This window comes from Rhizobium sp. BR 314, from assembly GCF_047445805.1.
Taxonomy (GTDB): Bacteria; Pseudomonadota; Alphaproteobacteria; order Rhizobiales; family Rhizobiaceae; genus Rhizobium; species Rhizobium lusitanum_B.
Map to the genome: position 1 here is coordinate 24,747 of NZ_JARWLA010000026.1, position 23,901 is coordinate 48,647.

At 59.8% G+C, this 23,901-nt stretch carries 23 protein-coding genes; 9 read left to right on the forward strand and 14 right to left on the reverse strand.

Features of this window, described 5'->3' with window-relative positions; genetic code table 11:
- Positions 1 to 71: 71 nt before the first annotated feature.
- Entirely contained in the window at positions 72 to 1,355 is a 1,284-nt protein-coding gene (locus QD461_RS25660) for a sugar ABC transporter substrate-binding protein (RefSeq protein ID WP_414090236.1), read from the reverse strand.
- Positions 1,356 to 1,567: 212 nt separating this feature from the next.
- Between QD461_RS25660 and QD461_RS25665 the strand changes: the two genes are divergently transcribed.
- The 4 genes from QD461_RS25665 (at position 1,568) to QD461_RS25680 (ending at position 4,997) form a co-directional block, all read left to right on the forward strand.
- Entirely contained in the window at positions 1,568 to 2,359 is a 792-nt protein-coding gene (locus QD461_RS25665; protein WP_184702341.1) for an IclR family transcriptional regulator, read from the forward strand.
- Between the two features lie 65 nt (positions 2,360 to 2,424).
- Positions 2,425 to 3,261 (forward strand): amidohydrolase family protein, encoded by an 837-nt coding sequence (locus QD461_RS25670; RefSeq protein ID WP_414090178.1) that lies wholly within the window; start codon positions 2,425 to 2,427, stop codon positions 3,259 to 3,261.
- 31 nt (positions 3,262 to 3,292) lie between these two features.
- Complete coding sequence (locus QD461_RS25675) at positions 3,293 to 3,838, forward strand: MaoC family dehydratase (protein WP_414090180.1); 546 nt, start codon at positions 3,293 to 3,295, stop codon at positions 3,836 to 3,838.
- Between the two features lies 1 nt (position 3,839).
- Complete coding sequence (locus QD461_RS25680; protein ID WP_414090181.1) at positions 3,840 to 4,997, forward strand: CaiB/BaiF CoA transferase family protein; 1,158 nt, start codon at positions 3,840 to 3,842, stop codon at positions 4,995 to 4,997.
- 100 nt (positions 4,998 to 5,097) lie between these two features.
- Here QD461_RS25680 and tal read toward each other — a convergent pair whose 3' ends face one another.
- Positions 5,098 to 6,063, reverse strand: a complete 966-nt coding sequence (gene tal / locus QD461_RS25685) for a transaldolase (RefSeq protein ID WP_184702333.1) — start codon at positions 6,061 to 6,063, stop codon at positions 5,098 to 5,100.
- A gap of 504 nt (positions 6,064 to 6,567) precedes the next feature.
- Here tal and QD461_RS25690 point away from each other — a divergent pair.
- On the forward strand, positions 6,568 to 7,557 hold the full coding sequence (locus QD461_RS25690) for a sugar-binding transcriptional regulator (RefSeq protein WP_184702331.1): 990 nt from the start codon (positions 6,568 to 6,570) through the stop codon (positions 7,555 to 7,557).
- Between the two features lie 101 nt (positions 7,558 to 7,658).
- On the opposite strand, the gene QD461_RS25695 is transcribed toward QD461_RS25690, so the two are convergent.
- Both QD461_RS25695 and QD461_RS25700 read right to left on the reverse strand, forming a co-directional pair.
- Complete coding sequence (locus QD461_RS25695) at positions 7,659 to 8,531, reverse strand: methylated-DNA--[protein]-cysteine S-methyltransferase (RefSeq protein ID WP_414090182.1); 873 nt, start codon at positions 8,529 to 8,531, stop codon at positions 7,659 to 7,661.
- A gap of 112 nt (positions 8,532 to 8,643) precedes the next feature.
- A complete protein-coding gene (locus QD461_RS25700; protein WP_414090237.1) occupies positions 8,644 to 9,147 on the reverse strand; it encodes a DUF2244 domain-containing protein in 504 nt (167 codons plus the stop codon).
- A gap of 22 nt (positions 9,148 to 9,169) precedes the next feature.
- On the opposite strand from QD461_RS25700, the gene nth reads away from it, so the two are divergent.
- On the forward strand, positions 9,170 to 9,949 hold the full coding sequence (gene nth, locus QD461_RS25705) for an endonuclease III (protein WP_414090183.1): 780 nt from the start codon (positions 9,170 to 9,172) through the stop codon (positions 9,947 to 9,949).
- Here the strand turns inward: nth and QD461_RS25710 are convergent.
- The gene (locus QD461_RS25710; protein ID WP_414090184.1) at positions 9,946 to 10,668 is read right to left on the reverse strand and encodes a sulfate transporter family protein; all 723 of its coding nucleotides are present in this window, start codon (positions 10,666 to 10,668) and stop codon (positions 9,946 to 9,948) included. The two genes, nth and QD461_RS25710, sit on opposite strands and share 4 nt — an antisense overlap.
- A gap of 254 nt (positions 10,669 to 10,922) precedes the next feature.
- On the opposite strand from QD461_RS25710, the gene QD461_RS25715 reads away from it, so the two are divergent.
- Complete coding sequence (locus tag QD461_RS25715) at positions 10,923 to 11,774, forward strand: MurR/RpiR family transcriptional regulator (protein ID WP_414090238.1); 852 nt, start codon at positions 10,923 to 10,925, stop codon at positions 11,772 to 11,774.
- Between the two features lie 18 nt (positions 11,775 to 11,792).
- On the opposite strand, the gene QD461_RS25720 is transcribed toward QD461_RS25715, so the two are convergent.
- The 9 genes from QD461_RS25720 to QD461_RS25760 form a co-directional block, all read right to left on the reverse strand.
- Complete coding sequence (locus QD461_RS25720; RefSeq protein ID WP_414090185.1) at positions 11,793 to 13,376, reverse strand: FGGY-family carbohydrate kinase; 1,584 nt, start codon at positions 13,374 to 13,376, stop codon at positions 11,793 to 11,795.
- Positions 13,377 to 13,396: 20 nt separating this feature from the next.
- Positions 13,397 to 14,071, reverse strand: coding sequence for an HAD family hydrolase (locus QD461_RS25725; protein ID WP_184702322.1), 675 nt, complete (start codon positions 14,069 to 14,071; stop codon positions 13,397 to 13,399).
- Positions 14,072 to 14,170: 99 nt separating this feature from the next.
- The gene (locus QD461_RS25730) at positions 14,171 to 15,652 is read right to left on the reverse strand and encodes a mannitol dehydrogenase family protein (RefSeq protein ID WP_414090186.1); all 1,482 of its coding nucleotides are present in this window, start codon (positions 15,650 to 15,652) and stop codon (positions 14,171 to 14,173) included.
- A gap of 151 nt (positions 15,653 to 15,803) precedes the next feature.
- On the reverse strand, positions 15,804 to 16,802 hold the full coding sequence (locus tag QD461_RS25735) for an ABC transporter ATP-binding protein (protein WP_414090187.1): 999 nt from the start codon (positions 16,800 to 16,802) through the stop codon (positions 15,804 to 15,806).
- A gap of 11 nt (positions 16,803 to 16,813) precedes the next feature.
- Positions 16,814 to 17,656: a carbohydrate ABC transporter permease gene (locus QD461_RS25740; RefSeq protein ID WP_184702316.1), complete on the reverse strand. Its 843-nt coding sequence runs from the start codon at positions 17,654 to 17,656 to the stop codon at positions 16,814 to 16,816.
- Position 17,657: 1 nt separating this feature from the next.
- The gene (locus QD461_RS25745; protein ID WP_414090188.1) at positions 17,658 to 18,530 is read right to left on the reverse strand and encodes a carbohydrate ABC transporter permease; all 873 of its coding nucleotides are present in this window, start codon (positions 18,528 to 18,530) and stop codon (positions 17,658 to 17,660) included.
- Positions 18,531 to 18,677: 147 nt separating this feature from the next.
- The gene (locus tag QD461_RS25750) at positions 18,678 to 19,994 is read right to left on the reverse strand and encodes an ABC transporter substrate-binding protein (RefSeq protein WP_414090189.1); all 1,317 of its coding nucleotides are present in this window, start codon (positions 19,992 to 19,994) and stop codon (positions 18,678 to 18,680) included.
- Between the two features lie 145 nt (positions 19,995 to 20,139).
- Positions 20,140 to 21,093 (reverse strand): sugar-binding transcriptional regulator, encoded by a 954-nt coding sequence (locus tag QD461_RS25755; RefSeq protein WP_184702310.1) that lies wholly within the window; start codon positions 21,091 to 21,093, stop codon positions 20,140 to 20,142.
- Between the two features lie 42 nt (positions 21,094 to 21,135).
- On the reverse strand, positions 21,136 to 21,591 hold the full coding sequence (locus QD461_RS25760) for an RbsD/FucU family protein (protein ID WP_184702308.1): 456 nt from the start codon (positions 21,589 to 21,591) through the stop codon (positions 21,136 to 21,138).
- A gap of 226 nt (positions 21,592 to 21,817) precedes the next feature.
- Between QD461_RS25760 and QD461_RS25765 the strand changes: the two genes are divergently transcribed.
- Complete coding sequence (locus QD461_RS25765; RefSeq protein WP_414090190.1) at positions 21,818 to 22,477, forward strand: response regulator transcription factor; 660 nt, start codon at positions 21,818 to 21,820, stop codon at positions 22,475 to 22,477.
- Positions 22,474 to 23,826, forward strand: a complete 1,353-nt coding sequence (locus QD461_RS25770; RefSeq protein ID WP_414090191.1) for an ATP-binding protein — start codon at positions 22,474 to 22,476, stop codon at positions 23,824 to 23,826. The genes QD461_RS25765 and QD461_RS25770 overlap by 4 nt, the downstream gene beginning before the upstream one ends.
- The last annotated feature ends 75 nt before the right edge of the window (positions 23,827 to 23,901 follow it).

Genomic DNA, 23,901 nt, shown 5'->3' on the forward strand with positions numbered 1-23,901 from the left:
CAAAAGCCATTCTCAGAGTTAGATTGCGGAAGTCCCGCGCATTTCGGGGCGCGGGACTTCGATTGCATCGCTTAGAGCGCGCCGGCGTCCTTCAGGACATCGGTCGCCTTCTGGGCGGCAGCGTCGAGCGCCTGCTTGGAGGTCTTGTCGCCGAGGATGGCGGCCTGGAGCTCAGGATAGACGACGTTGGAAATCTCGATCCATTGCGGCGTGCGCGGAACCGGGAAAGCGTATTTCATCGATTCCTGGAAGGTGCTCAGCACTTCCTTCTTGTAGGGGTCGGAAGCAGCCTGCTGGATATCCCAGTCCCAAACCGCCTTGCGGGTCGGCAGGGTGCCGTTCGCAGCTTCGAGCTTCTGCGAGTCGTCGTTGGTCAGGAACCAGATGAGGGAAGCGGCCGCATCCTTGTGGGCGCAAGCCTCGGTTACCGAGAAGCCGTGGTGACCGGACCAGCCAGTGTGCTTGCCGGACGAGCCGACCGGCTGGACGACGACGCCGACATTGCCCGCGACCTTCGAGGACTTCGGATCGTTGAAATAGGTCGCCCAGCCCGGCCAGTCGAGATCGAGCGCGATGGAGCCGGACGCAAAGCCAGCGCCGAGGTCGTCCCATAGGTAGTTGGTCGTACCGGCCGGAACGGCCTTGGCCTTGTACATGTTGACGAACCAGTCGAGCGCACGCACGCCGGCTTCGGAGTTGAAGGCGGGCTTGCCGTCCTTGTCGAGATAGTCGCCACCTTCAGCCACCAGCATTTCAAAGAAGCGGCCATTGATCGCCTCTTCCTTGCCCGGGAACTGCGTGCCGAAGAAGTTCGGCGGGTTGGAGAAGAAGATCGACTGGTCGGACACTTCCTTCCAGGTCTTCGGCGGCGCCAGATCATAGCCATATTTCGCCTTAAAGGCCGTCTTCTTGGCTTCGTCGTTGTAGAGGCTCTTCTGATAATAGAGCGCCGAAACGTCGAACTGGGCACGCGGCAACATGATCAGGCGGCCGTCGATGGTCGAAGCCTGAATGGTGGAATCGACGAAGTGAGCGATCTCTTCCTTCGGCAGCAGCTTGCCGAGGTCGGTGTAGAGGTCGGGATACTGAGGCGCGAAGGACGAGTGGTTCGAGCCGACGCACCAGGAGATGCTGCCCGATGCCATGTCGGACTTGATTTCCTTGTCGAGCTCGAAGTGGTTCTTCTTGGAAAGGATATTGACCTTGGCGCCCGTTGCCTTCTCCCACTCGGCAATGCGCGCATAAAGCGGCTCATACTGCTGACCGCCGATGAGCTTGGCGTCGATCGTCACGCCCGGAAACTTACCCGGCAGATCCCCGGCAAAGACCGAGGTACTCGCAAGCAATGCCATCATGCCGGCAGCAAGACCGGCCCTCCAATTCCTCATCGAAATTCCTCCCAATAAGATCGGACCTCTTGTCCAATCGCCCTCTCGACCCAAATATGGATCAATAATTTATAAGTAAACATCTTATTCATTGGCCGTCAAGCCGAGATCGCACCCTTGAAAAGCCTGTTCATTCATATATGAATGATGAATCATGTTTCTTCGCATGGGGAATGCTGATGAGTGTAGAAGACGACAGTGATCGCTATCGCGCGCCGGCCCTGGACAAGGGGCTGGACATATTGGAACTGCTGGCGACGATCGACGGTGGTCTCACGCAGGCGGAAATCGCCAAGGCGCTCAACAAGAGCCCTAACGAATTCTATCGCATGCTCGATCGCCTCGTGCGGCGCGGCTACGTGCAGCGGCAGGACGGCGACCGCTTCTATCTGACGCTGAAGCTCTTCGGACTAGCGCATTATCATGCGCCGGTGCGTCGCCTCGTTTCCTTTGCAACACCGCTGATGCGCGAGTTCTCCAACCGCGCCGAGCAGGCCTGTCATCTGGCGATTTACGATCGTGGTTCGGTCGCCGTCATCGCCCAGCAGGATTCGCCGACCTATTGGGGCATATCCATCCGCGTCGGGGCGCAGATCAATCTGTACAATACCGGTTCCGGCCATATCCTCCTGGCATTCCGCGATGAAAAGCAGCGCCAGATGATGATCAACGAGCAAAGGCGCCAGGAGCAAGACCCGGAAGAGCCGCCGGCCGACCTCGAAGAGAAGCTGCTGGCCATCCGCGACAAGGGCTTCGAGACAATGAACAGCCTTCAGACCAGCGGTGTATACAATATCTCTGCTCCCGTGCTCGCGATGGACGGCAACGCATTGGCGGCCCTCACCTGCCCCTATATTGAACCTGTGAACCCGAAGGCGCCGACGCGCGAACAGGTGGTCGAATATGTACGGGAAGCGGCAAAGCAGATCTCCGAAACCGTGGCCGGCACCGTGGACAAGGCCGAGCTGTAATTTTTATTTGAATAAAATATTCTTCTGTGAGTATATGTTGAGCAAGCAGGTATGGGAGGAACGCCATGCTTTTCGACAGCCATTTGCACATCGTCGACCGGAAACGCCTCGTCTATCCCTGGCTGACTGAAGCAGGCGCGCTCAACCGCGACAGCCTCTACGAAGACTATGCGCGCGAAGCCAAGCGGCTTGGAATCACCGACACGCTTCACATGGAAGTCGATGTCGCCGAAGACAATATCGAGCGGGAGACGGATTACGTCAAAGAGCTGAGTCGCCAGCCCGGCAGCCTTCTGCGCGGCGCCATCGCCGCCTGCCGACCTGAAAGCACAAGCTTTCCAGCCTATCTCGAACGCTTGCTCGCAGACCCCTTCGTCAAGGGCTTTCGCCGGGTGCTGCATGTGGTGCCTGATGACGTCTCCGAGGGCGCACTTTTTCGCGAAAATCTGAATCGGCTCAGCAATACGCAGCTCACCTTCGATCTCTGCGTTCTGCCGCATCAGATAGCCAAGGCGATTGCGCTGATCGACCTCAATCCCGATGTCCGCTTCATCCTCGATCATTGCGGCGTACCGGCGGTGAAGGATGGGCTTAGCGAAAGCTGGTCTTCCGGCATCAAGGAAGTTGCAAAACGACCGAATGTCATCGTGAAGATCTCAGGCGTCGTTGCCTATGCCGATCCGGACAACTGGTCGCCGGAAACGCTGCGTCCCTTCGTCGAACATTGCATCGCAAGCTTCGGCTGGGATCGCGTCATCTGGGGCAGCGATTGGCCAGTCTGCACGCTCGGCGGCAATCTCTCTACCTGGGTCGCCGCCACTCATGCCCTGATGCAAGGCGTAAGCGCTGACGAACGCAACGGGCTCTATCACCTCAATGCCAAGCGCCTCTGGTCTCTCTGAGGCCGGCGGCTTTCCACCGAAAGTGAATGCCATGACCGCCACCGTCGGCGTATCCAGCACCCATCCGAAAACCATGCCGGCCGATCACGCCGAGATCCCCGTCTGGAATTCGGAAAACTGGTTCTATGAGGATTTCGAGGTCGGCCACAAGATCCGCTCGCTGCGCCGCACGATCTCCGAGGGCGAATCGCAGCAGTTCAACGCGCTGGTGCTCGACATGCACCCCTACGTCAGTGACCAGATCTTCGCCGAGACCGAAGGCCTGTTCGGCAAGCGGCTCGTCGCCGGCGCCTTCGTCTTTTCCGCGGGCCTGGGACTTGTCGCTACCAACTGCGTCAATGCCTTTTCCTATGGCTACGACAAGCTGCGCTTCATCAAGCCCACCTTCATCAGCGACACAATCTACACCATCCGTACCAATCTCGATAAGCAGCCGAAATATGCCGATCTCGGCCTGATCCGCTCATCTTATGAAGTCTTCAAGGGCGACGGCGAGCTGGTGCTCTATTGCGAGCATATCCAGACCGTGCGCTACAAGAGCGGCCGGCCTGCGGACGCGCCGCTGCTGAAAGCCTAATATGAACAACAACGAAGAAGAAGGCCTGCTCTCCGGCATCATCGTGCTGGATATGAGCCAGTTTCTTGCCGGCCCGATGGCGGCGCTGCGGCTAGCCGATCTCGGTGCGCGCGTCATCAAGATCGAGCGGCCCGACGGCGGCGACCTCTGCCGCCGGCTCTATCTTAGCGACACGGAAATCGGCGGCGACTCCACGCTCTTTCACGCCATCAACCGCGGCAAGGAAAGCTTTGCCATCAACATGAAGGACGAGAGCGATCTGCAGGAATTGCGCGCCCTCATCGCCAAGGCCGACGTCATCATCCAGAACTTCCGCCCCGGCGTCATCGAAAGGCTTGGCCTCGACTACGCCTCCGTGGCCGCAATCAATCCTCGCATCGTCTATGGCAGCATCACCGGCTATGGCCCGGACAATGAATGGCGCCACTTCCCCGGGCAGGATCTGTTGGCACAAGCCCGCTCCGGCGTCATGTGGTTGAACGGCGAGGCCGATGACGGCCCCGTGCCCTTCGGCCTCGCCGTCGCAGACATGCTGGCCGGCAATCTACTCGTTCAAGCCATTCTCGCGGGGCTGGTGCGACGCGGCGCGACCGGGCGCGGCGTGCATGTGGAAACAAGCCTGCTGGAGGCACTGGTGGATTTCCAGTTCGAAGTGCTGACCACACATCTGAACGATGGCGGCCGTCTGCCGAAGAAATCCGCCGTGCGCAATGCACACGCCTATCTCGCCGCCCCCTACGGCGTCTATCGCTGCGCCGACAGCTGGCTGGCGCTCGCCATGATGCCGCTGGAAAAACTCGCGCCGCTGCTCGATCTGCCAGCGCTCGCCGACTACACGCCTGACGACACCTTTCAGCGCCGCGACGAGATCAAGACCATGATAGCAAACCGCCTGCAGGAGAAGACGGTTCGGGAGTGGCTCGCCCTCCTGGAGCCCGCCGACATATGGGCGGCGGAAGTGCTCGACTGGCCGCAACTGCTGCAAAGCGCGGCCTTCCGCCAACTCGATATGCTGCAGACTGTGAGCCGCGATGACAGAACGTCTGTACGAACGACAGCGAGCCCGATCCGGGTCAATGGCATTCGGGCCAAGAACGATCTTGCCGCGCCGAAGATCGGTGGTCATTCGGACAAGATCAGGGCGGAATTTCTTCGGTAGCTCATCGTGCGGCGCGCTCGATGCCGCGACCTGTCAGCGACATAAAAAAGGGCGCCGCATCCCTGCGGCACCCCTCTCAACATAGCAAACTTACATCACCTCAAGCCGCAGCGAGCTGCAGCTCCTTGCTGACCATGGCGCGCAGCGTGCCAAGATCCTTGGCGAAAGCGCGGATGCCTTCCGAGAGCTTCTCGGTTGCCATCGCGTCTTCGTTCATCATCCACCGGAAGGTCTTCTCGTCGACGGCGATCTTTTCGACCGAACCCTTGTGCTCCGGCGAAAGCTTGCGCTCCAGCTTGCCCTGATCTGCAGCGAGTTCGTCGAGCAGGTTCGGGCTGATGGTCAGACGGTCGCAGCCGGCCAGCGCTTCGATTTCGCCGGTGTTGCGGAAGGAAGCGCCCATGACGATCGTCTTGATGTCGTTGGCCTTGTAGTAGTGGTAGATGTCGCGCACCGAGATAACGCCCGGATCTTCTTCTGCGGTGTAGTCCTTGCCAGTCGACTTCTTGTACCAATCAAGGATGCGGCCGACGAAGGGCGAGATCAGGAATGCCTTGGCGTCGGCGCAGGCGATGGCCTGAGCCTTGCTGAAGAGCAGCGTCAGATTGCAGTCGATGCCTTCCTTCTGCAGCACTTCGGCGGCGCGGATGCCTTCCCAGGTAGAGGCGAGCTTGATGAGGATACGATCCCGCTCGATGCCGCGCTCCTTGTAGGAAGCGATGATAGCGCGGGCCTTGGCAAGCGATGCTTCCGTGTTGAAGGACAGGTCGGCGTCGACTTCGGTCGAGACGCGGCCGGGAACGAGGCCGGAGAGCGCTGCACCGACGGAAATGGCCAGACGGTCGGCAACGGCATGGACGACGGCTTCCGACGTGCCGCCCTGCTTCTTGCCCCAGGCAACGGCTTCCTTGATCGCATCGGCGAACATGGGCGTGCCGAGCGCCTTCAGCACGATTGTCGGGTTGGTGGTGCAATCCACCGGCTTCAGGCGTGCGACGGCCTCGATATCGCCGGTGTCGGCCACGACCGTGGTCATGGCGCGGAGTTGGTCAAGCTTGGAAGTCATAGCAGGTATCCTTGTTGAATGAGGCCCATGGGGAAGCGGAGATTTGGGGCGGCGTGTCTCGTCCGGTCGGCGGACGGCTTGAAGGCATCAGGCAGAATACGCCCTTCCTTCTCCTATGTATCGGTAACGGGGTAAAAAGCGCGAAAGTTCCATTTCCGGTGAACGGCCGAGCGGTGAAGAAACAACCCTCCGGAAACAGGCTTTTCACCGGCACGGGGCGCCCTATGTGAACCCCTGCCCGGCCTGGCATCTGCTCGGAGCAACACTCGCACATTGTCCTCCTCGATTGGACAAGACCGAATTTCTCAGCACCGACTATCAGCAATCTCGCAATGAAAAGTCAAGGACATTTGCGCAATTCAATTGACATAAGTTTCATGTCATAGAATATCGGCGACAGAAGAGCCGACCTCGCCTGCTCCCGTCATCTAACATCGCCCCATTTCATTCTCCGGGGTGATCATGACCCTAAAAGGCGCATGCGACAATCTTGCCGGAGGACCTGTGGCCAAACTGAGACGCGGGACGCACACCGCCTATTCGGAAACCTCGTCGCTGAGGCTTCGTGCCGCGTGGCTCTACTACAATCAGGGCCTGACGCAGAAGGACGTTGCAGAACAGCTCGGCATCAGCCGCACCACGGTCATTCGTCTGCTGGATGAGGCCATGCGCCGCAGCGAGGTGCAGATCTGGATCACAGAGGGCATCGACGACTGCGTCGAACTGGCAATCAAACTCGAACGCACCTATGGGCTTGATGAGGCCATCGTCGTTCCCGAGCCCGCCGGCAGCGATGTCAATGCGCAGGCGAAAAGCGTCGGCCTGGCGCTCGGCCAGTTTCTGACGGAAGCCATTCCCGATAATTATACAATCGGGGTCGGCTGGGGCCGGACGATGACGGCCTCGCTGGCCAGCTTCCGTCCGACCCGCCGTGACAATTGCAAGGTGGTCTCGCTGCTCGGCGGCATCGTCGCCGTCCACCAGACCAATCCGATCGACTATACATGGCGCCTGGCAAGCCAGCTCGGCGCGGAATGCTATATGTTCCTGGCGCCGCTGCTCGTCGACTCCGTCGAAACCAAGCGCAATCTCATCGAGAAGTGCGGCCTTGAGGCTATTTACAGGCTAGCCGAAAATCTGGACCTCGCCATCGTCAGCTGCGGCGACATCGGCCCGCAATCGACCTCATTGTCGGAAGGCTTTATCTCGAAACGCGAGTTGGAAGAGCTGATCGAAATGGGCTGCGTCTGCGACACCATGTTCAACTTCCTCGACGCCGAGGGCAATTCCGTCGACCACCCGATCAACAAGCGGGTCATGTCCGTCGATCTCGATACGCTGAAAAAAGCAAAGCACATCGTGATCTCCTCCGGCGGCGCACACCGGGCTCAGGCGATCAACGCCACGATCAAGCGCATCGGCTGCAACACGCTGATCACTGATGAAAGTGCCGCCAAGGCGCTGCTGCAAATGGCGATGGCGAAGGCGGCTTAAGCAGCCGAATTTGAGTTTACGGAGGGTGACGCCCCTCTGCCCTCACGGGACGGAGGGGTATCGCAAGCGCGGCGAAGTCAGAGCCACTGAAAACTCATCCCTCAAGCATCCCCCGATTCCCATCCCAGCATCGCCCGCTTGCGCGTCAGCCCCCAATGATAACCAGTGAGCTGACCGTTCTTGCCGAGCGCACGATGGCACGGCACGACGAAGGAAATCGGGTTGCGGCCGACGGCTGCACCCACCGCCCGCATCGCGGTCGGCTGGCCGATATCCCTGGCGATGTCGGAATAGGTGACGGCCCGACCCATCGGGATCTTCAACAGGCTTTCCCAAACGCGAAGCTGGAAATCCGAGCCGATCAGCACCACGCGCAGCGGCTGGTCGCTCGACCAGTTCGAGCGTTCGAAGATGCGCGCCGCGTAAGGCGCGGTCGCATGCGGATCCTCGATGAACTCGGCATTGGGCCAGCGGCAGGTCATATCGGCGAGACAAGCCTTTTCATTGCCGGAATCGCTGAAGGCCAAACCGGCGAGACCGCGATCCGTGACCATAATCAGGGCGAGGCCGAAGGGCGAGATGTGAAACGAATAGCGCATCACAAGGCCGTTGCCCCTCGCCTTCCATTCGCCGGGAGACATCGCCTCGTGCGTCACGAAAAGATCGTGCAACCGGCTCGGACCGGAAAGACCAACCTCGAAGGAGGTCTCCAGAAGCGGCATATCCTCCTTGCGCAGAAGCCGCTTGGCATGATCGAGCGTAACGGCCTGAAGGAAAGCCTTGGGCGACAATCCGGCCCAGCGCGTGAATGTCTTCTGCAACTGGGTCGGCGATTGGCCGAGCCGATCGGCAAGCATCTCCAGCGACGGCTGGTCGCGATATTCCTCGGTGATGAGCTCGATAACCTCCCGCACGGTCTCGTAGTCGTGACCTTCCGGGGTGATGTCTTTCGTCAGCTGTGCAATCGCATTCATGATCTTTCTCCTTGGAAAGGAGAAAACCACGGCAAGAGGGCTAAAACCACCCGTTTCTTGCGCAGGCGCGGCAACTGCGAAAATGTGATGTCGCTGATTTCTCCGAGCCTGCTCATATCCGTTGCGTCACGGTTGCCAGCGCCCGCTTGAACGCCTGGGCGAAGCTCTCTCGATCCTCGGGATTGAGGAAGGAACCGACATCGGTGTCATGGCTTCTATCGCGGACATGCATCGACACGACCCCGATCTCGCGGTGACGGCGAATGAGAAAACGCGTCCAGAACGGATTGAAATCATGCTCCACCATCCGCCCGGTCGGCGAGAACTTGCGGATGGAAACATTGGTGCGCGATACCGTCACTTCTTCGCGTACGCGGCCGGACCGATAGTTCAGCCAGAACGCCCCGAAGAGCAGGATGAAATCGGCGCCGAAGAAGATGCCGACCGGCCAGGCGCCGCGCGTGACGAAGAGGATGGTGTAGAAGAGGCAGAAGGCTCCGGCCACGGCCAGCATGATCTTGAACCCCTTCCGCCCAAGCGAGCGATGGGGAAACAATTCGGCGGCGAAAACCGGCCTGTTGCCGTCTGCCGCGGTATCGGCGTTGCGTTCCGTCATAGGACTTGAGTATAGGTCGTTCATGGCAAATCCCAAGATCAAATCCAGCGCCCAAACCGTGAAAAAGTCAAATGCGACCGCAGGCCGCAAGCCGGCAGCAAAGAGCCTATATTCCAAGGCAGACCTGGAAGAGATCTTCCGCCGCTTTTCCATCCAACGGCCAGAACCGAAGGGCGAGCTTGAGCACGTCAATCCCTTCACACTCGTCGTCGCCGTAGCGCTTTCGGCGCAGGCGACCGACGCCGGTGTCAACAAGGCGACTCGCGCCCTCTTCGCCGTTGCCGATACGCCGGAGAAGATGCTCGATCTAGGCGAGGAGCGCATCCGCGAGTACATCAAGACGATCGGCCTCTACCGCAACAAGGCAAAGAATGTCGTGGCGCTTTCGGAAAAACTGATCACCGATTTCGGCGGCGAGGTGCCGCGGACCCGCGAAGAACTCGTGACCCTGCCGGGTGTCGGCCGCAAGACCGCGAACGTCGTGCTGTCCATGGCTTTCGGTCAGGCGACGATGGCCGTCGATACGCATATATTCCGCATTGCCAACCGGCTACTGCTGGCCCCCGGCAAAACGCCCGACGAAGTCGAGCAGCGGCTGATGAAGATCGTCCCCGATGAATACCTCTACCATGCGCACCACTGGCTGATCCTGCACGGGCGCTACTGCTGCAAGGCGCGCAAGCCGGAATGCGAGCGCTGCGTCATCGCCGACATCTGTCGCTCGCCGGAAAAGACCTGGGACATACCCGCGCCGCTGGTCGAACTGCCGGCGCAGATCGTCGGGGCGAACACCTCAAGCTAGGAGGCTTGGGCCTGCAACCCGCTCTCCCGCCGCGAAATCAGCTTGTGCAGATGCACCATCATCCCGGCGGCAAAGAGTGGCGTCAGAAGATTGAGCAGCGGAATGGCGAGGAAGGCAGCAATCACCAAACCAGCCAGAAAGACCGTAAGGGCGTATTTGACCCGAAACTCCCGCGCTTCATCCGGCGAGCGGAAGCGCATGGCAGCGAATTCGAAGAATTCCCGCCCGAGCAGATAGCCGTTCACCAGGAAGAAGGCGATCAGATTGACGCCCGGTATGAACAGCAGGAACAGCGCCACGATATTGCCGACGATGACGACGCCGAGAAACCGCAAGGAGCTTTTCATGGCTGCAGCGATCGGCATCGCCGTTCCCGGCGCATCGGAGGGATAGTCGCGCTTTTCCACCACGTCAGCGACATCGTCGAGAAACAGGCCGGCAATCAGCGCCGTGACCGGCGATATCAGCAGCGCCATCGCCAATGCCAATGCAATACCCGCGAAAATGGCGAGGAAGAGCGTAAGCCAGCCCGTCCAGTCTGCCGTGGCCGGCATGAAACTTTGCAGCCAGGGCAAGACGAAGGAATTGAATGCGCCACGCAGGGCGAACCAGACTATGGCGAGCGCCAGCAATGTCAGGCCGAGAACTTTCCAGAAAACACTACGCGTTTCGGGCGCAAAAAGATTTTCAAAAGCAAGGCGGGCTGCAAGGACGATCATGCGGTCGAGCTCTCGTGGCGGATAATCCGACACCTAGGGAGCGATCGCGTCGATATCAATATCCCCAAAAGATATGCGAGTATGCTCAATTAAAAAATTGCGTGATTGTAATAAAGTTCAGCCTAATATATTTTATAAGCCTTGCTGCTAACAACAACCAAAACAACAACGGCGGCCTTGTGAGTTTTGTGTACCCGATTGTTCCACCAATTGGTGCACTCGAACATCAGAAGGACCGTCAGGGGGGCGCAAATTTGGAAGACCTTGGCCAGAAACTCAGAGAATATATTAAGGTTGGCACGCCGGCCGAGCGGCGTATTGCAAAGTATTTCTCAGAACATCTGAACGAACTGCCGTTCGAAACCGCCTCCTCCGTCGCCGACAGGTTGGAGTTGAGCCCCATGACGGTGGGACGCTTCCTGCGCTCCCTCGGCTATCATGGCCTGGACGGCATCAAGGTGCACCTGAAGGAAAATGCACCTCCGGTTGGGTTGCAATTGCCTAATATCCTCGAACGGCTTCAGAAGGACGCCGGCGAGAGCCGCCCTTTGGCGGCACAGATCGTCGAACAGGTCGAGATACTGCAGCATATCTACAATCTCGCCAATCAACCGCAATGGCACGAAGCGGTCTCGACTATCCTGTCTTCCGCCAACGTGTTCATCACCGCCCATCCCGGCCTTGCAGGGCTCGGGCATCACTTCTGCGACCGGCTGACGCTCGCGCGCGATCACGTCCTCTTCCTCGATGGCGCCAATGGCAGCTATATACAGATGTTTGGCGCACAATCGGAAAACAACCTCACCATCATCATCGATTCACCGCGCTTCGTCGCCTCCCGGTTGCTGGCGCGCACGGCCCGCCGCGCCGGACACAAGGTTCTGCTGGCAACCGGTCAGTTTACCGAATGGGCGCATGAATTCGCCAACATCACGCTGTCTTTGCCACCGCAACGCGCCAACAGCAACGATAGCCTTTCGGGGATGATGGCATTGCTCGAGCTGATCTCATTGGCCGTCACGCAGGCCGCCGGCGAGGCAGCCAAGAACAGGACTCGCCGGATCGAAGAACTGCAGGCGATGTTCGCTCCCGCACCGCTGCGCTAGCTGCGACAAGGCAAACGCCTATTCCATGGCGTCCAGTTCGGCACGATGCCGATACATGGCCAGAAAGCGCCGATAATCACGATCGTAGAGCGCCTTCCTGCCCGCATCCGGCAGCCGTTCAAGACCACCGGGATACATCGCAGCCCCAGCAACACCCAGGTTTTCGTGGATGCCGCAGGCGACGGAAGCGGCAATCGCCGTGCCGAGAAGCACCGTCTCGTTCATCTTCGGCATCACGACCTTGCAGCCGGTCACATCGGAATAAAGCTCCATCAGCACAGAATTCTTCACGTGGCCGCCGGCAACATGCAGCGTATCGAGCACGTAGCCATAGTCCCGCATCCGCTCCAGGATGTGGCGGATGCCGAGCGCAATACCGACACTGGTGCGCCAATAGAGCCGGCAGAGACCATCGAAGGAGGAGTCCAGCGTCATGCCGCTGATAACGCCCAGAGCGTGCGGATCGGCGAGCGGCGAGCGGTTGCCGTGAAAATCGGGCAGCACATGGATGCGCCCGCCAAGAGCATCACCCTCGACAAGCCTGAGTTCCGCAATGCGCCGGACGATACTGTCGTGCAGCACCGCCGTCGGCGGGCCGCCGGCCGCATGCATGCTGACGATATGGTCGAGGAGCGCACCCGTGGCCGACTGTCCGGCTTCGGCAAGCCACATGCCCGGGAAGACGGCTTCATAGTAAGGTCCCCACATGCCGGTGCTGCGCTTGCGTTCGCACGCAAAGGAAACGACGCAGCTCGATGTTCCTGCGATCAGCGCCAGCTGATGCTCCAGCGCGGCGACATCACCGGCATGGCCGGCAAGCGCGCCAAGCGCGCCGGCATAGGCATCGATCATGCCGGCGCCGACATGACAGGCGGGGTCGAGGCCAAGCGCTGCTGCTGCTTCAGCCGTCAGCGTTCCGATGCTTTTGCCGACGGCGACGCTCTCTTCAGGCAGGCTGCCGCGCTCGCGCAGATCGCCAAGGCCTATCACGTTGAGAAAATCGGCCTGCCAGCCCTGCTCTCGGTGCGCGAGATAGTTCCATTTCGCCACCAGCGTCGAGCGCGATCGAGCAACAGAGCCGGTCGCCTTCCATGTCATGAAATCGGCAAGATCGAAGAAATAGCCCGCCTCGGCCCAGCTTTCCGGCAGGTTCTCCTTCAGCCACATCAGCTTCGGCATTTCCATTTCCGGCGACATGAACTCGCCGGAATATTCGAGAACCGCATGCTTGGTCGCCGTACAGTAATCAGCCTCGGCAAGCGCCCGATGATCGAGCCAGACGATGGTATCGAACCGGCTCTCTCCGCCGGTGGAAACCGTCAACTGCCTCCCTTCCTTGTCACGCACGACCAGCGAGCAGGTGGCATCGAAACCGATCGCGCCGATGACGGAGGTATCGACGCCCGCAGTCTTCACCGCACTGCGAACGGCGGTGCAAACGGCGGCCCATATATCTTCGGAATCATGCTCGGCGTGGTTCTCACGCGGGCGATGCATCAGGATCGGATGTTCGCTTTTTGCCAGCAGTGAGCCGCTCGCCGTGAAGACACCGGCGCGCGCGCTGCCTGTGCCGATATCGACCGCAACCACGTGATCACGCATGCAAAAGAGGTCCCGACCACTTATCTCGTGTTGCGGACAAGTTGTAACAATTCCGGCATCGCGTCAAACACGACTTCCGGCGAAAGCTGTTCCAGCTCCGCCCGATAGCTCGGCGAATGTGCATGGGAACCGCCGGTGAAGGCGAAAACCGTCATGCCAGCCGCCCGAGCCGCCGTGATGCCGGCCGGGCTGTCTTCCACGACGATGCAATCTTTCGGCGGCACACCCATTTTTTCGGCGGCATAGAGGAACAGATCCGGCGCCGGCTTGCCGCGCTTAACCATGCTGGCGCTGAAAATATTCGGCTCCAGCCTGTCCAGAAGGCCGGTGACGCCAAGCGAAAGACGGATGCGCTCCAGCTGACTTGAGGACGCGACGCAGCGTGGAAGCGGCAGTGCGTCCAGCGTCGCGGCAATGCCGTCCGTCGGCTTCAATTCATGCTTGAAGCGCTCATAGAGATTATTGCGCACCCCATCCAGAAAGGCCTGATCGATGAAGACATCAAACTCCGTCTGCATCGTGTCGACGAGCGTCGCCAGGCTCTTGCCGAGGAAGCGGCTGTAGACATCCTCTTCGGTCATATCCACGCCGATATCGTGCATCGCCTGGATGAGCACACTGACTGACAGCGGTTCGCTGTCCACAAGTACGCCGTCGCAATCGAAGATTACGAGCCCCTTCTCCGCATCGGTCATCGTAGGTCCAACCTGAATTCTGTTGCCGTCTCGCCCATACGATACACAGGCGTAATAATGGAAAACGGCCGGAACAGGAGAATTCCGACCGTTTGAAAATTATTCCGCGAGTTTGTTATCCAAGTATAGCTGCAGGGTGACGCGGGTACCCTTTTCCCACAGCGTTTTCAGTGCATGCGCGAAGCGCTTGCGGAAGAGATCGGACTTGGCGACGTCGCCAAAAATATCGTCGAAGACAAGAAAGGCGTTCGGATCGTCCTTCGCCTTGAGCGCCGCCTCATGCAGCCGATCGGCGCTGGCGTCGTTAAAGACGATGTCCTTGCCGCTGTCGCTCTTGCCGGCGAAATAGCGGCACCAGAGTGCGGAGACGAGCGCGAGGCCGACAATATCCTCACCGCGGCGGAGACGATCGGCCGTGGACGGCAGAATGAATTTCGGTTGGCGGTTCGAGCCGTCCTGCGCCAGGCGCGGGATGGTGTCGGCGATCTTCGGATTGGCGAAGCGCCGTTCGATCAGCTTGAAGTAATCGGCAAGCGCGGTGTTCGGCACCGGCGGGATGACGGGGATGATCTCATCGTTTTCGAGTTTGGCAAGGAAGGCGCGGATCAGCGGCTCCTCCATGGCCTCATGCACGAAATGGATATCCATCAGCGCTGCCGGATAGGCGATCGCCGCGTGGCCGCCGTTGAGAATGCGGATCTTCATGTGCTCATAGGGCGTTACGTCGGGCACGAAAGTCACGCCGACCTTTTCAAGCGCCGGGCGTCCCGCCGGGAAATTGTCTTCCAGCACCCACTGCTTGAATTCTTCGCAATAGACGGGCCAATTATCTTCGATATCGAAGGCTTGCTTCAAAAGATCGATCTCGCGTGCACCCGTTGCCGGTGTGATGCGGTCGACCATGCCATTCGGGAAAGCAACATTTGCGGCAATCCAATCCGCAAAGGCCGGGTCGGAAAGCCGGGCCGTGCCAACGACGGCAGCTTTGGTGACACCGCCATTGTGGGGAATGTTGTCGCAGGACATGACCGTGAAGGGCTGCAGGCCGGCGGCGCGCCGCGCCTTGAGGCCGGCGACGATCAGGCCGAACACGGTCTTCGGCGCGTCCGGGTTCTGCCCGTCCGCAACGATCGCCGGATGAGCTGGATTGAACTTGCCCGAGGCGTCGATGAAGTAGCCGCCCTCGGTGATCGTCATCGAGACGATACGGATCGTCGGATCGGCGAGCTTGACGATAATGGCCTTGGCGTCGCCGACCGGCAGGATATCGATCATCGGCGCTGTCACACGCGCAGCCGTACGATTGTTGTCCTGTTCGACGACGGTGGTCAGAAAGTCCTGCGCGGCGAGCTTTTCACGCATCGCCGCGTCCGAAGGCAACACGCCGGCGCCAATGATCGCCCAGTCATGCGCCTCGCCGGCATTGAAGAGATCGTCGAGATAAACGGCCTGATGGGCACGATGGAAATTACCGACACCGAAATGCACGATACCAGCTGAAAGCGACTTCGGATCGTAAGTAGGAATGGCCGCCTTTGCAGCCGCCTGCTGGAGAGTTGCGAGCGCTAATTTGCACGTCATGTCTCTAGTCCTTCTGAAAGGTCTCTGGCTCCGGGCGGCTTGGGAAGGTCGCGCCGGCTGGTATGCTTGCCCGCTCGCGGAGATGTATGAATGCGAAACGGGAGAAATGCACCGGCCGCGCGCCTTGATCGCGCACGGCCTTGGATCTGCCTCAGATCGAAAGCCCTTCGGCGTTGAACCGGTGAATATGCGCCTTGTCTGGCGTCAGATAGACGGTATCACCGGCCCGGGCCGGGAAGTCGCCTGAACCACGCGCCGTCACCGTGCCGATCCCGTCGACGTCGATGTGCAGGAAGGTGTCGGAGCCGAGATGTTCTGCAACCAGCACCTTGCCCTGCCAGTCGCCGGAGGTGGTCGACAGCAGCACATGCTCCGGCCGCACGCCGATCGTGTCGGCGCCGAGCGTCTGAGCTAAGGCACCCTTGACGAAGTTCATCTTCGGCGAGCCGATGAAGCCCGCGACGAAGAGATTGCGCGGGCTGCGATAGAGTTCCAGCGGCGAGCCGACCTGCTCGATATTGCCGCGATTGAGCACGACGATCTTGTCGGCCATGGTCATGGCTTCGACCTGATCGTGCGTCACATAGATCATCGTCGTCTTCAGCTGCTGGTGCAGCTCGCTGATCTCGAGGCGCATGTTGACGCGCAGTGCCGCATCCAGGTTCGACAAGGGCTCATCGAAGAGGAAGGCCGCCGGCTGGCGCACGATGGCGCGGCCGATGGCAACGCGCTGGCGCTGGCCGCCGGAAAGCTGGCGCGGCTTGCGCTCCAGATAATCCGTGAGATTCAGGACGCGCGCGGCGTCCGCCACCTTCTTGTCGATCTCCGCCTGCGGCAGGTTCGCCATCTTCAGCGGAAAGGCGATGTTCTTGCGAACGCTCATATGCGGATAGAGCGCGTAGGACTGGAACACCATGGCGAGACCGCGGTCGGACGGCTTTAGATTGGTGCCGTCCTTGCCGTCGATCATGATCTGGCCGCCGGAGACGTCTTCGAGGCCGGCGATCAGGCGCAGCAGCGTGGACTTGCCACAGCCTGACGGGCCGACGAACACCACGAACTCGCCATTGTCGATCTCGAGGTCGATGGAAGGGATGACCTTGGCTTCGCCGAAGACCTTGGAAACTTGTCTGAGAACAATGCTACCCATGCTTGTCTTCCTTATTTAACCGCGCCGAAGGTCAGGCCGCGAACGAGTTGTTTCTGGCTGAACCAGCCGAGGATCAGGATCGGAGCGATCGCCATGGTCGATGCCGCCGAAAGCTTGGCATAGAACAGACCCTCCGGGCTGGAATAGGAGGCGATGAAGGTACTCAGCGGTGCGGCGTCGACCGCCGACAGGTTGAGCGTCCAGAACGCCTCGTTCCAGGCGAGGATGATGTTGAGCAACATCGTCGAGGCAAGGCCGGGGATCGCCATCGGCGTCAGGACATAGATGATCTCCTTGGCAAGCGTCGCGCCGTCCATTCGGGCCGCTTCGAGGATCTCACCGGGGATTTCCTTGAAGTAGGTATAGAGCATCCAGACGATAATCGGCAGGTTGATGAGCATCAGCACGACGACCATGCCGACACGGCTGGCGAACTGATTGTTCAAAAGGCCGAAACCCTGAAACAGCAGATAGATCGGAATGAAGGCGCCGACCGGCGGCATCATCTTGGTGGACAGCATCCACATCAAGACATCCTTCGTGCGCTTGGTCGGCGAAAAGGCCATGGCCCAGGCGGCCGGCACAGCAACGAGCAGACCAAGGATCGTGGAACCGAAGGCGATGATGACCGAGTTGCCGAAATGGAGGAAATAATCCGAGCGCGACTGCACCTCGAAATAATTCTGCAGCGTCCAGTGGAAGAAGAGGAACTGCGGCGGCGAGGCGATGGCATCGCCTTCCGTCTTGAAGCTCGTCAGGATCGTCCACAGGATCGGGAAGAAGATGAGGATTGCCACGATCCAGGCGGCGATCGATACGACGATCTTGCGTTGCGTGGTGATTTTGCGTGCCATCTCAAGCCTCCAAATTCTTGCCGACTGCGCGCATCAGGAAGATCGCGACGATATTGGCGAGGATGACAGCGATGATGCCGCCTGCCGATGCACCGCCGACGTCCTGCGACAGAACGATCTGCGAATAGACGAGATAAGTCAGGTTCGTCGTCGCCGTGCCCGGACCGCCATTGGTGGTAACGAGGATTTCGGCGAAGGCTGAGAGCAGGAAGATCGTCTCGATCAGGATCACGACGGTAATGGCGCGGGCCAGATGCGGCAGGATGATATAGATGAACTTCGAAACCGGCCCGGCGCCGTCCATCTCAGCCGCTTCCTTCTGTTCCTCGTCGAGCGACTGCAGGGCCGTCAGCAGGATGAGGGTGGCGAAAGGCAGCCATTGCCAGGCGACAATGATGATGATCGACAGGAGCGGGACCGTCTCCAGCCAGGTCAGCGGATCGAGCCCGAAGAGCCGGAAGAGATGTGCCAGAAGCCCGTTCACCGGGTTCATGAACATATGCTTCCAGATTAGGGCAGCGACCGTCGGCATCACGAAGAAGGGCGCAAGCACCAGCATCCGCACGATGCCCTGGCCGAAGATCGGCTGATCAAGAAGGAGCGCCAGCGCAATGCCGCCGATGACGGTGATCAGCAATGCACCGCCGACGAGCAGCAACGTCACGAACAAAGAGCTGATGAAGGCGGGATCGGTGACGAAGTATTCGTAGTTGAGAAACCCGAGAAAATCATGTGTGCCGGGGTTCAGCAAATTGTAGTTCAGCGTCGAGAAATAGATCGTCATCACGAGAGGGACGATCATCCACGCAAAGAGGAGCAGAACCGAAGGCGCCATCATGACGCGGGCAGTAGAACGGGTGTGCAACGTTGCCATGGCAAGTACCGACCTATCTTTGAACAGGAGGAGTTGGCCGCGGACCGGCTGAAACGAAAAGGGCCGCCAAGGGCAATTCGGGCGCTCGGCGGCCTAGGGGAAAGCAGCACTCGAGAGGTGTGCCGCTCTCCGTAGTTTCAAAGGCCCTTACTTCGGGTAACCGGCCTTCTTCATTTCGCGTTCCGTCAGCTGCTGTGCAGCCTTCAGAGCCTGATCGACCGAGATCTGACCGGCAAGAGCGGCCGAGAACTGCTGGCCAACAGCCGTGCCGATACCCTGGAATTCGGGGATAGCAACGAACTGGACGCCGACATAGGGAACAGGCTTCACGGTCGGGTGCGTCGGATCAGCCGAGTTGATCGAGTCGAGCGTCATCTTGGCGAAGGGCGCTGCCTTCTGGTAGTCCGCATTCGCGTAGAGCGAAGTGCGGGTGCCGGGAGGTGCGTTCAGCCAGCCTTCCTTCTGAGCGACGAGGTTGGTGTAGTCCTTGCCGGTTGCCCAGGAGATGAACTTCTCTGCGGCTTCCGTCTTCTTCGACGAAGCGGGGATAGCGAGGTTCCATGCCCAGAGCCAGTTGCCACGCTTACCGAGGCCCTTGTCCGGAGCCAGAGCGAAGCCAACCTTGTCGGCAACCTTGGATTCCTTCGGATCGGAGACGAAAGAAGCAGCAACCGTTGCGTCGATCCACATTCCGCACTTGCCGGACTGGAACAGAGCCAGGTTTTCGTTGAAGCCGTTGGAGGAAGCACCCGGAGGGCCTGCGTCCTTCATCAACTTGACATAGAAGTCGAGCGTCGCCTTCCATTCCGGCTGATCGAACTGTGCCTTCCATTTATCATCGAACCAGCGAGCGCCGAACGAGTTCGACATCGCCGTCAGGAACGCCATGTTCTCGCCCCAGCCTGCCTTGCCGCGAAGGCAGATGCCGTAGACTTCATGGTCCTTGTCGGTGATCTTGCGGGCCGCATCGGCAACGAAGTCCCAGGTCGGCGCATCCGGCATCTTCAGGCCGGCCTTGTCGAACAGGTCCTTGCGGTACATCACCATCGAGCTTTCGCCGTAGAACGGTGCCGCGTAGAGCTTGCCGTCAGTGGTTAGACCGCTGCGAATGGCCGGGAGAAGGTCATTCACGTCGTAGTCCTTGTCGGCGGAAAGCTTGTCGAGCGATGCGAGCCAGCCGAGTTTGCTCCAGATCGGCACTTCGTAGGTGCCGATAGTCAGTACGTCGTACTGGCCGGCCTTGGTAGCGATGTCGGTCGTAACCTTCTGGCGCAATACGTTTTCTTCAAGCGTAACCCATTGCAGATCTATACCGGGGTTCTTGGCTTTGAAGTCGTCCGTAAGCTTCTGCATACGAACCATGTCGCCGTTGTTGACTGTCGCAATCGTCAGGGTTTCAGCGGACGCCAAGCCGGCAAACACCAGCGCCGAGCAGGCGCTCAGCAGTAAAGTTTTCAATTTCATATCTTCCTCCCAGAAGACTAAAATGAGCATTCGCTTTGCTCGTGAGCAATTACTCACTCATTGCGACAAAATGTCAATGCGAATTCGTTGCTGCATTGCCGAGCAAGCAACCTATCGTTTTGTTTTTATGGATTAAATTTTTTGCTCAATTCCTGAGCAAAAACTCAGCAACTGCCTCGTCGGTGATCAAACCATTGATTTGGCGGCCGGTGACCGCTGCCTTGATCGCCTCGAACTTGCGTTTTCCTTTGGCGATTCCGATGACGGAAGACGTATCGCGCGACGGGATCGGCGCGCTTGCCACGCGCTCGTTGACGTCGTCTGGTATGAGCTTGCCCTCGCCATCGAAGACCCAGCCGCAGATCTCGCCGGCAGCACCGCGCTGCATCAACGCAAGCATCTCGTCTCTCTCGAGAAAGCCGTCGAGACAGAGCGGCGCTTCGATGCCCATTTCACCGATACCGACAAAGGTCACGTCAGCCTGGGCGCTGATATCGAGCGTCGAGCGGACCAGTGCTTGCGCATGCAGCAGTTCGCGTTCTTCCGCCGAAGACACCAGCACGGGCAGCGGCATCGGGAAATGCCGCGCCTTGACGACATCGGCCATGCTGAAGATGACGTTGTAGTAGGCAGCCGAACCGTCCGGACCGATATTGCCGGTCAGCGACACCACGCGGTGCTGCAGACATTCGATCGCCGGCAGCTGGTCGACCGCGGCCTTCAGCGTGCGGCCCGTGCCGATCGCCACCACGATCGGATCGCTGCGCTTCAGCCAGCGTTCGATTTCGGCGGCACCCGCCTGGGCAATGCCGACCGTCGAGGATGCCCCGTCGGGATCGCTCGGCACAACTTCGACATGCTTGAGATCGAATTTCCGTTTCAGCGCCGCAGCATATTCCAGGCAGGCAGCGATCGGATGATCCAGCCGAACCTTGATTAGCCGCTCGGCAACGGCCAGCGACACCAGCCGCTGCGCCGACTGGCGAGAGATTCCCATTGCAGCCGCGATCTCGTCCTGCGTGCGCCCGGCGACATAATAGAGCCAACCGGCGCGCGCCGCATCATCGAGCCGCCCTTGGGAATCCAGCTTCTTCGCCATTGCATTCCTTTATCGAAACAGCGCGTCCGTCCGACGATCGGATTATTCAGTTTCCGGTGGGATGACACCCTTGGTCAAGGTGAAACAGCCGTAGAAACGGCGCTCGCCGGTCTGGATGATGCAAAAAGCATCCTTGGCACGCTCGTAGAAAGCGAAGCGTTCGACCGGCGACAGCGGCCAGTGCTTGCCTTCGGCCTTGTCGATCACCGCCTGCACCTCGCGCTGCACCTGCGGCAGCTCGTCCGGCGCACCAACGACTTCCATACGCGTCGCCGCGTCATCGATGAAAGTATCGAGAGGCATCAGCGACAGAATGGCGGAAACGGCGTCAGCCGCCGGCACATTGTCGATGCGCAGCAGCTCACCGAGGACCGTCTGGCTCGCAATCGCTTCGGCCGGAAAATTCGTGTCGACCACGACGAGCATATCGCCATGTCCCATCGATTTCAGCGCATAAAGCACATCCGCATTCAACAGCGGCGAAATTCCCTTCAGCATGACCGAACAACCTCCAATGGCTTGTTGCGGCAATCTCCTGGCCGCTTCGTTCCGGAGGCAAAGAAGTAACCACGGCGTTCCTGTCTGTCCATAGGCGCCGGGCGCGTTTTCCGCGAAGGCGTGCCGCCTTGAAACGCATATCTCCACATGGCCTATTTTGGCCGTTATTGACCCGATAGGTTCGTCGGCATTAACTGACGCGCAGTCAACGGTTGAGAGGATAGCGGTGCGGATTCTTCTTGTGGAAGACGATGATACGATCGGCAGCGCTGTTCGCGATCATATCGCGGCAGGGACCCATGCCGTGGATTGGGTAAAAAACCTGGCCCACGCCGACGAAGTGACCAGCGCCGTCAACTATGGCCTGGTGTTGCTGGATCTGCAGCTTCCGGACGGCAGCGGCATCGAGTTTCTCAAGCGCCTGCGCCGCAAGCCCGACGAGACTCCGGTCATCATCCTCACCGCCCGCGATCAAATCTCGGATCGTATCGAGGGGCTGAACAGCGGCGCCGACGATTACCTCGTAAAACCCTTCAATCTCGGCGAGCTCACCGCTCGCATTCTGGCGGTGGCCCGCCGATACACGGGCAGCCCGCAGCCGACTATTCGCTTTGCCGACCTTGAGATCGATCAGCCGCAGCGGCTGGTTCGGCTCGAGGGCAAGAACATTATCCTGACGGGCCGCGAATGGGCCGTTCTGGATCTGCTCGTCGCACGACCGGGCGCCATCGTATCGAAAGACAAGATCGAGGAGGCGCTCTATGCCTTCGGCTCCGAAATCGAGAGCAACACGGTCGAAGTCTATGTCAGCCGACTGAGAAAGAAGATCGGCAGGGATCGAATCCGGACGGCCAGAGGCGTGGGCTACAGCCTGGGTGATCGATGACGGATCGCAAGGAGCCGAGCCGCGCGAGCATCACCTGGCGTCTGATCGCCGCGCTCACCGGCACCGTCGTGCTTTTCTGGCTGGTCGCGGTCGGCATCGGCGTCTATGTCGTCAACAAGGAACTCTCCGAGACCTTCGACGGCGCGCTGCAGGAAACCGCGGAGCGATTGCTCCCCTTGGTGCTCGACGATCTGGCCAATCGCGATCATTCGGCCGATCCTCAGAGTCTCGAACAGCTCAATAAGGGGCTGAATCGCGAATATCTCACCTATCAGGTGCTCGACGCCGACGGCAAGGTGATCCTGCACTCGCACGACGCCCCGCCTACCGCCTACGAAGTGCCGCTGGAAATCGGCTTCCACAACACGCCGCGATACCGGATCTATACGGAATCGTCGGCCGACGGCACGATCTTCCTGCATGTCGCCGACGCCTTCAAGAACCGGCGGGAGGCATCCCGCGAAAGCGGCGTCGCCCTGCTCTGGCCGCTGCTGGCGCTTATCCCAGCCAGCATCATCGCCATTGGCCTCGTCGTCGGCCGTTCACTGCGCCCGATCGATCGCCTGCGATCGCAAATCGCCACCAAGGACGGCGGCAATATGATGCCACTGGACAGCGAAACCCTACCGCTCGAGCTTCAACCGATCGCTCGTTCCGTCAATCTGCTGCTCGATCGCCTGCGGCTGGCCCTCGAAGCGGAGCGGGAATTCTCCGCCAACAGCGCTCATGAGCTGCGCACGCCGATTGCCGGCGCCCTGGCGCAGACCCAGCGCCTGCTTGCCGAGCTGCCGCCCGGGCCACAGGCCGAACGCGCCGCCCGCATCGAAACGTCGCTCTCCAATCTCGGCCGTCTGGCTGAAAAACTGCTGCAGCTCTCCCGCGCCCAGGCGGGCATCGGTACCGGTGAAAAACCGATCGACCTGGTCGACATCATCGAAACCCTGATCGGCGACTACGATCGCGACACTGGCACCGCCGGCCGCGTTTTGTTGGAAGACGACACCAAAGAGAGACTGATCCGCAACATCGATATCGATGCCTTCGCCATTGTCATACGTAACCTGATCGAAAACGCTTTGATTCACGGACCGGTAGATGACGAGGTGACCGTTCGCGTCGATGACCATACCGTCCGCGTGGTTAACGGCGGCGCCATGCTTTCGCAGGAGGAGCTTGCTGGCCTGAAAAAGCGCTTCTGGCGCGGAAAGACAAAGGCCGCCGGCTCGGGTCTCGGCCTTTCCATCGTCGAGCGCATCGTCAATCAGATCGGCGGCCGCGTCGATCTCCTGTCGCCCGCCACGGGAAGATCGGACGGCTTCGAAGCAAGGATCACCCTGCCGCGCGGTTGATGGCCGCAAGGAATAGCCTTGCAAAGACCGGCAAAGGGTGCGAGCAAGTGCCGCATGTTTCCTCCAGGTCTGTAT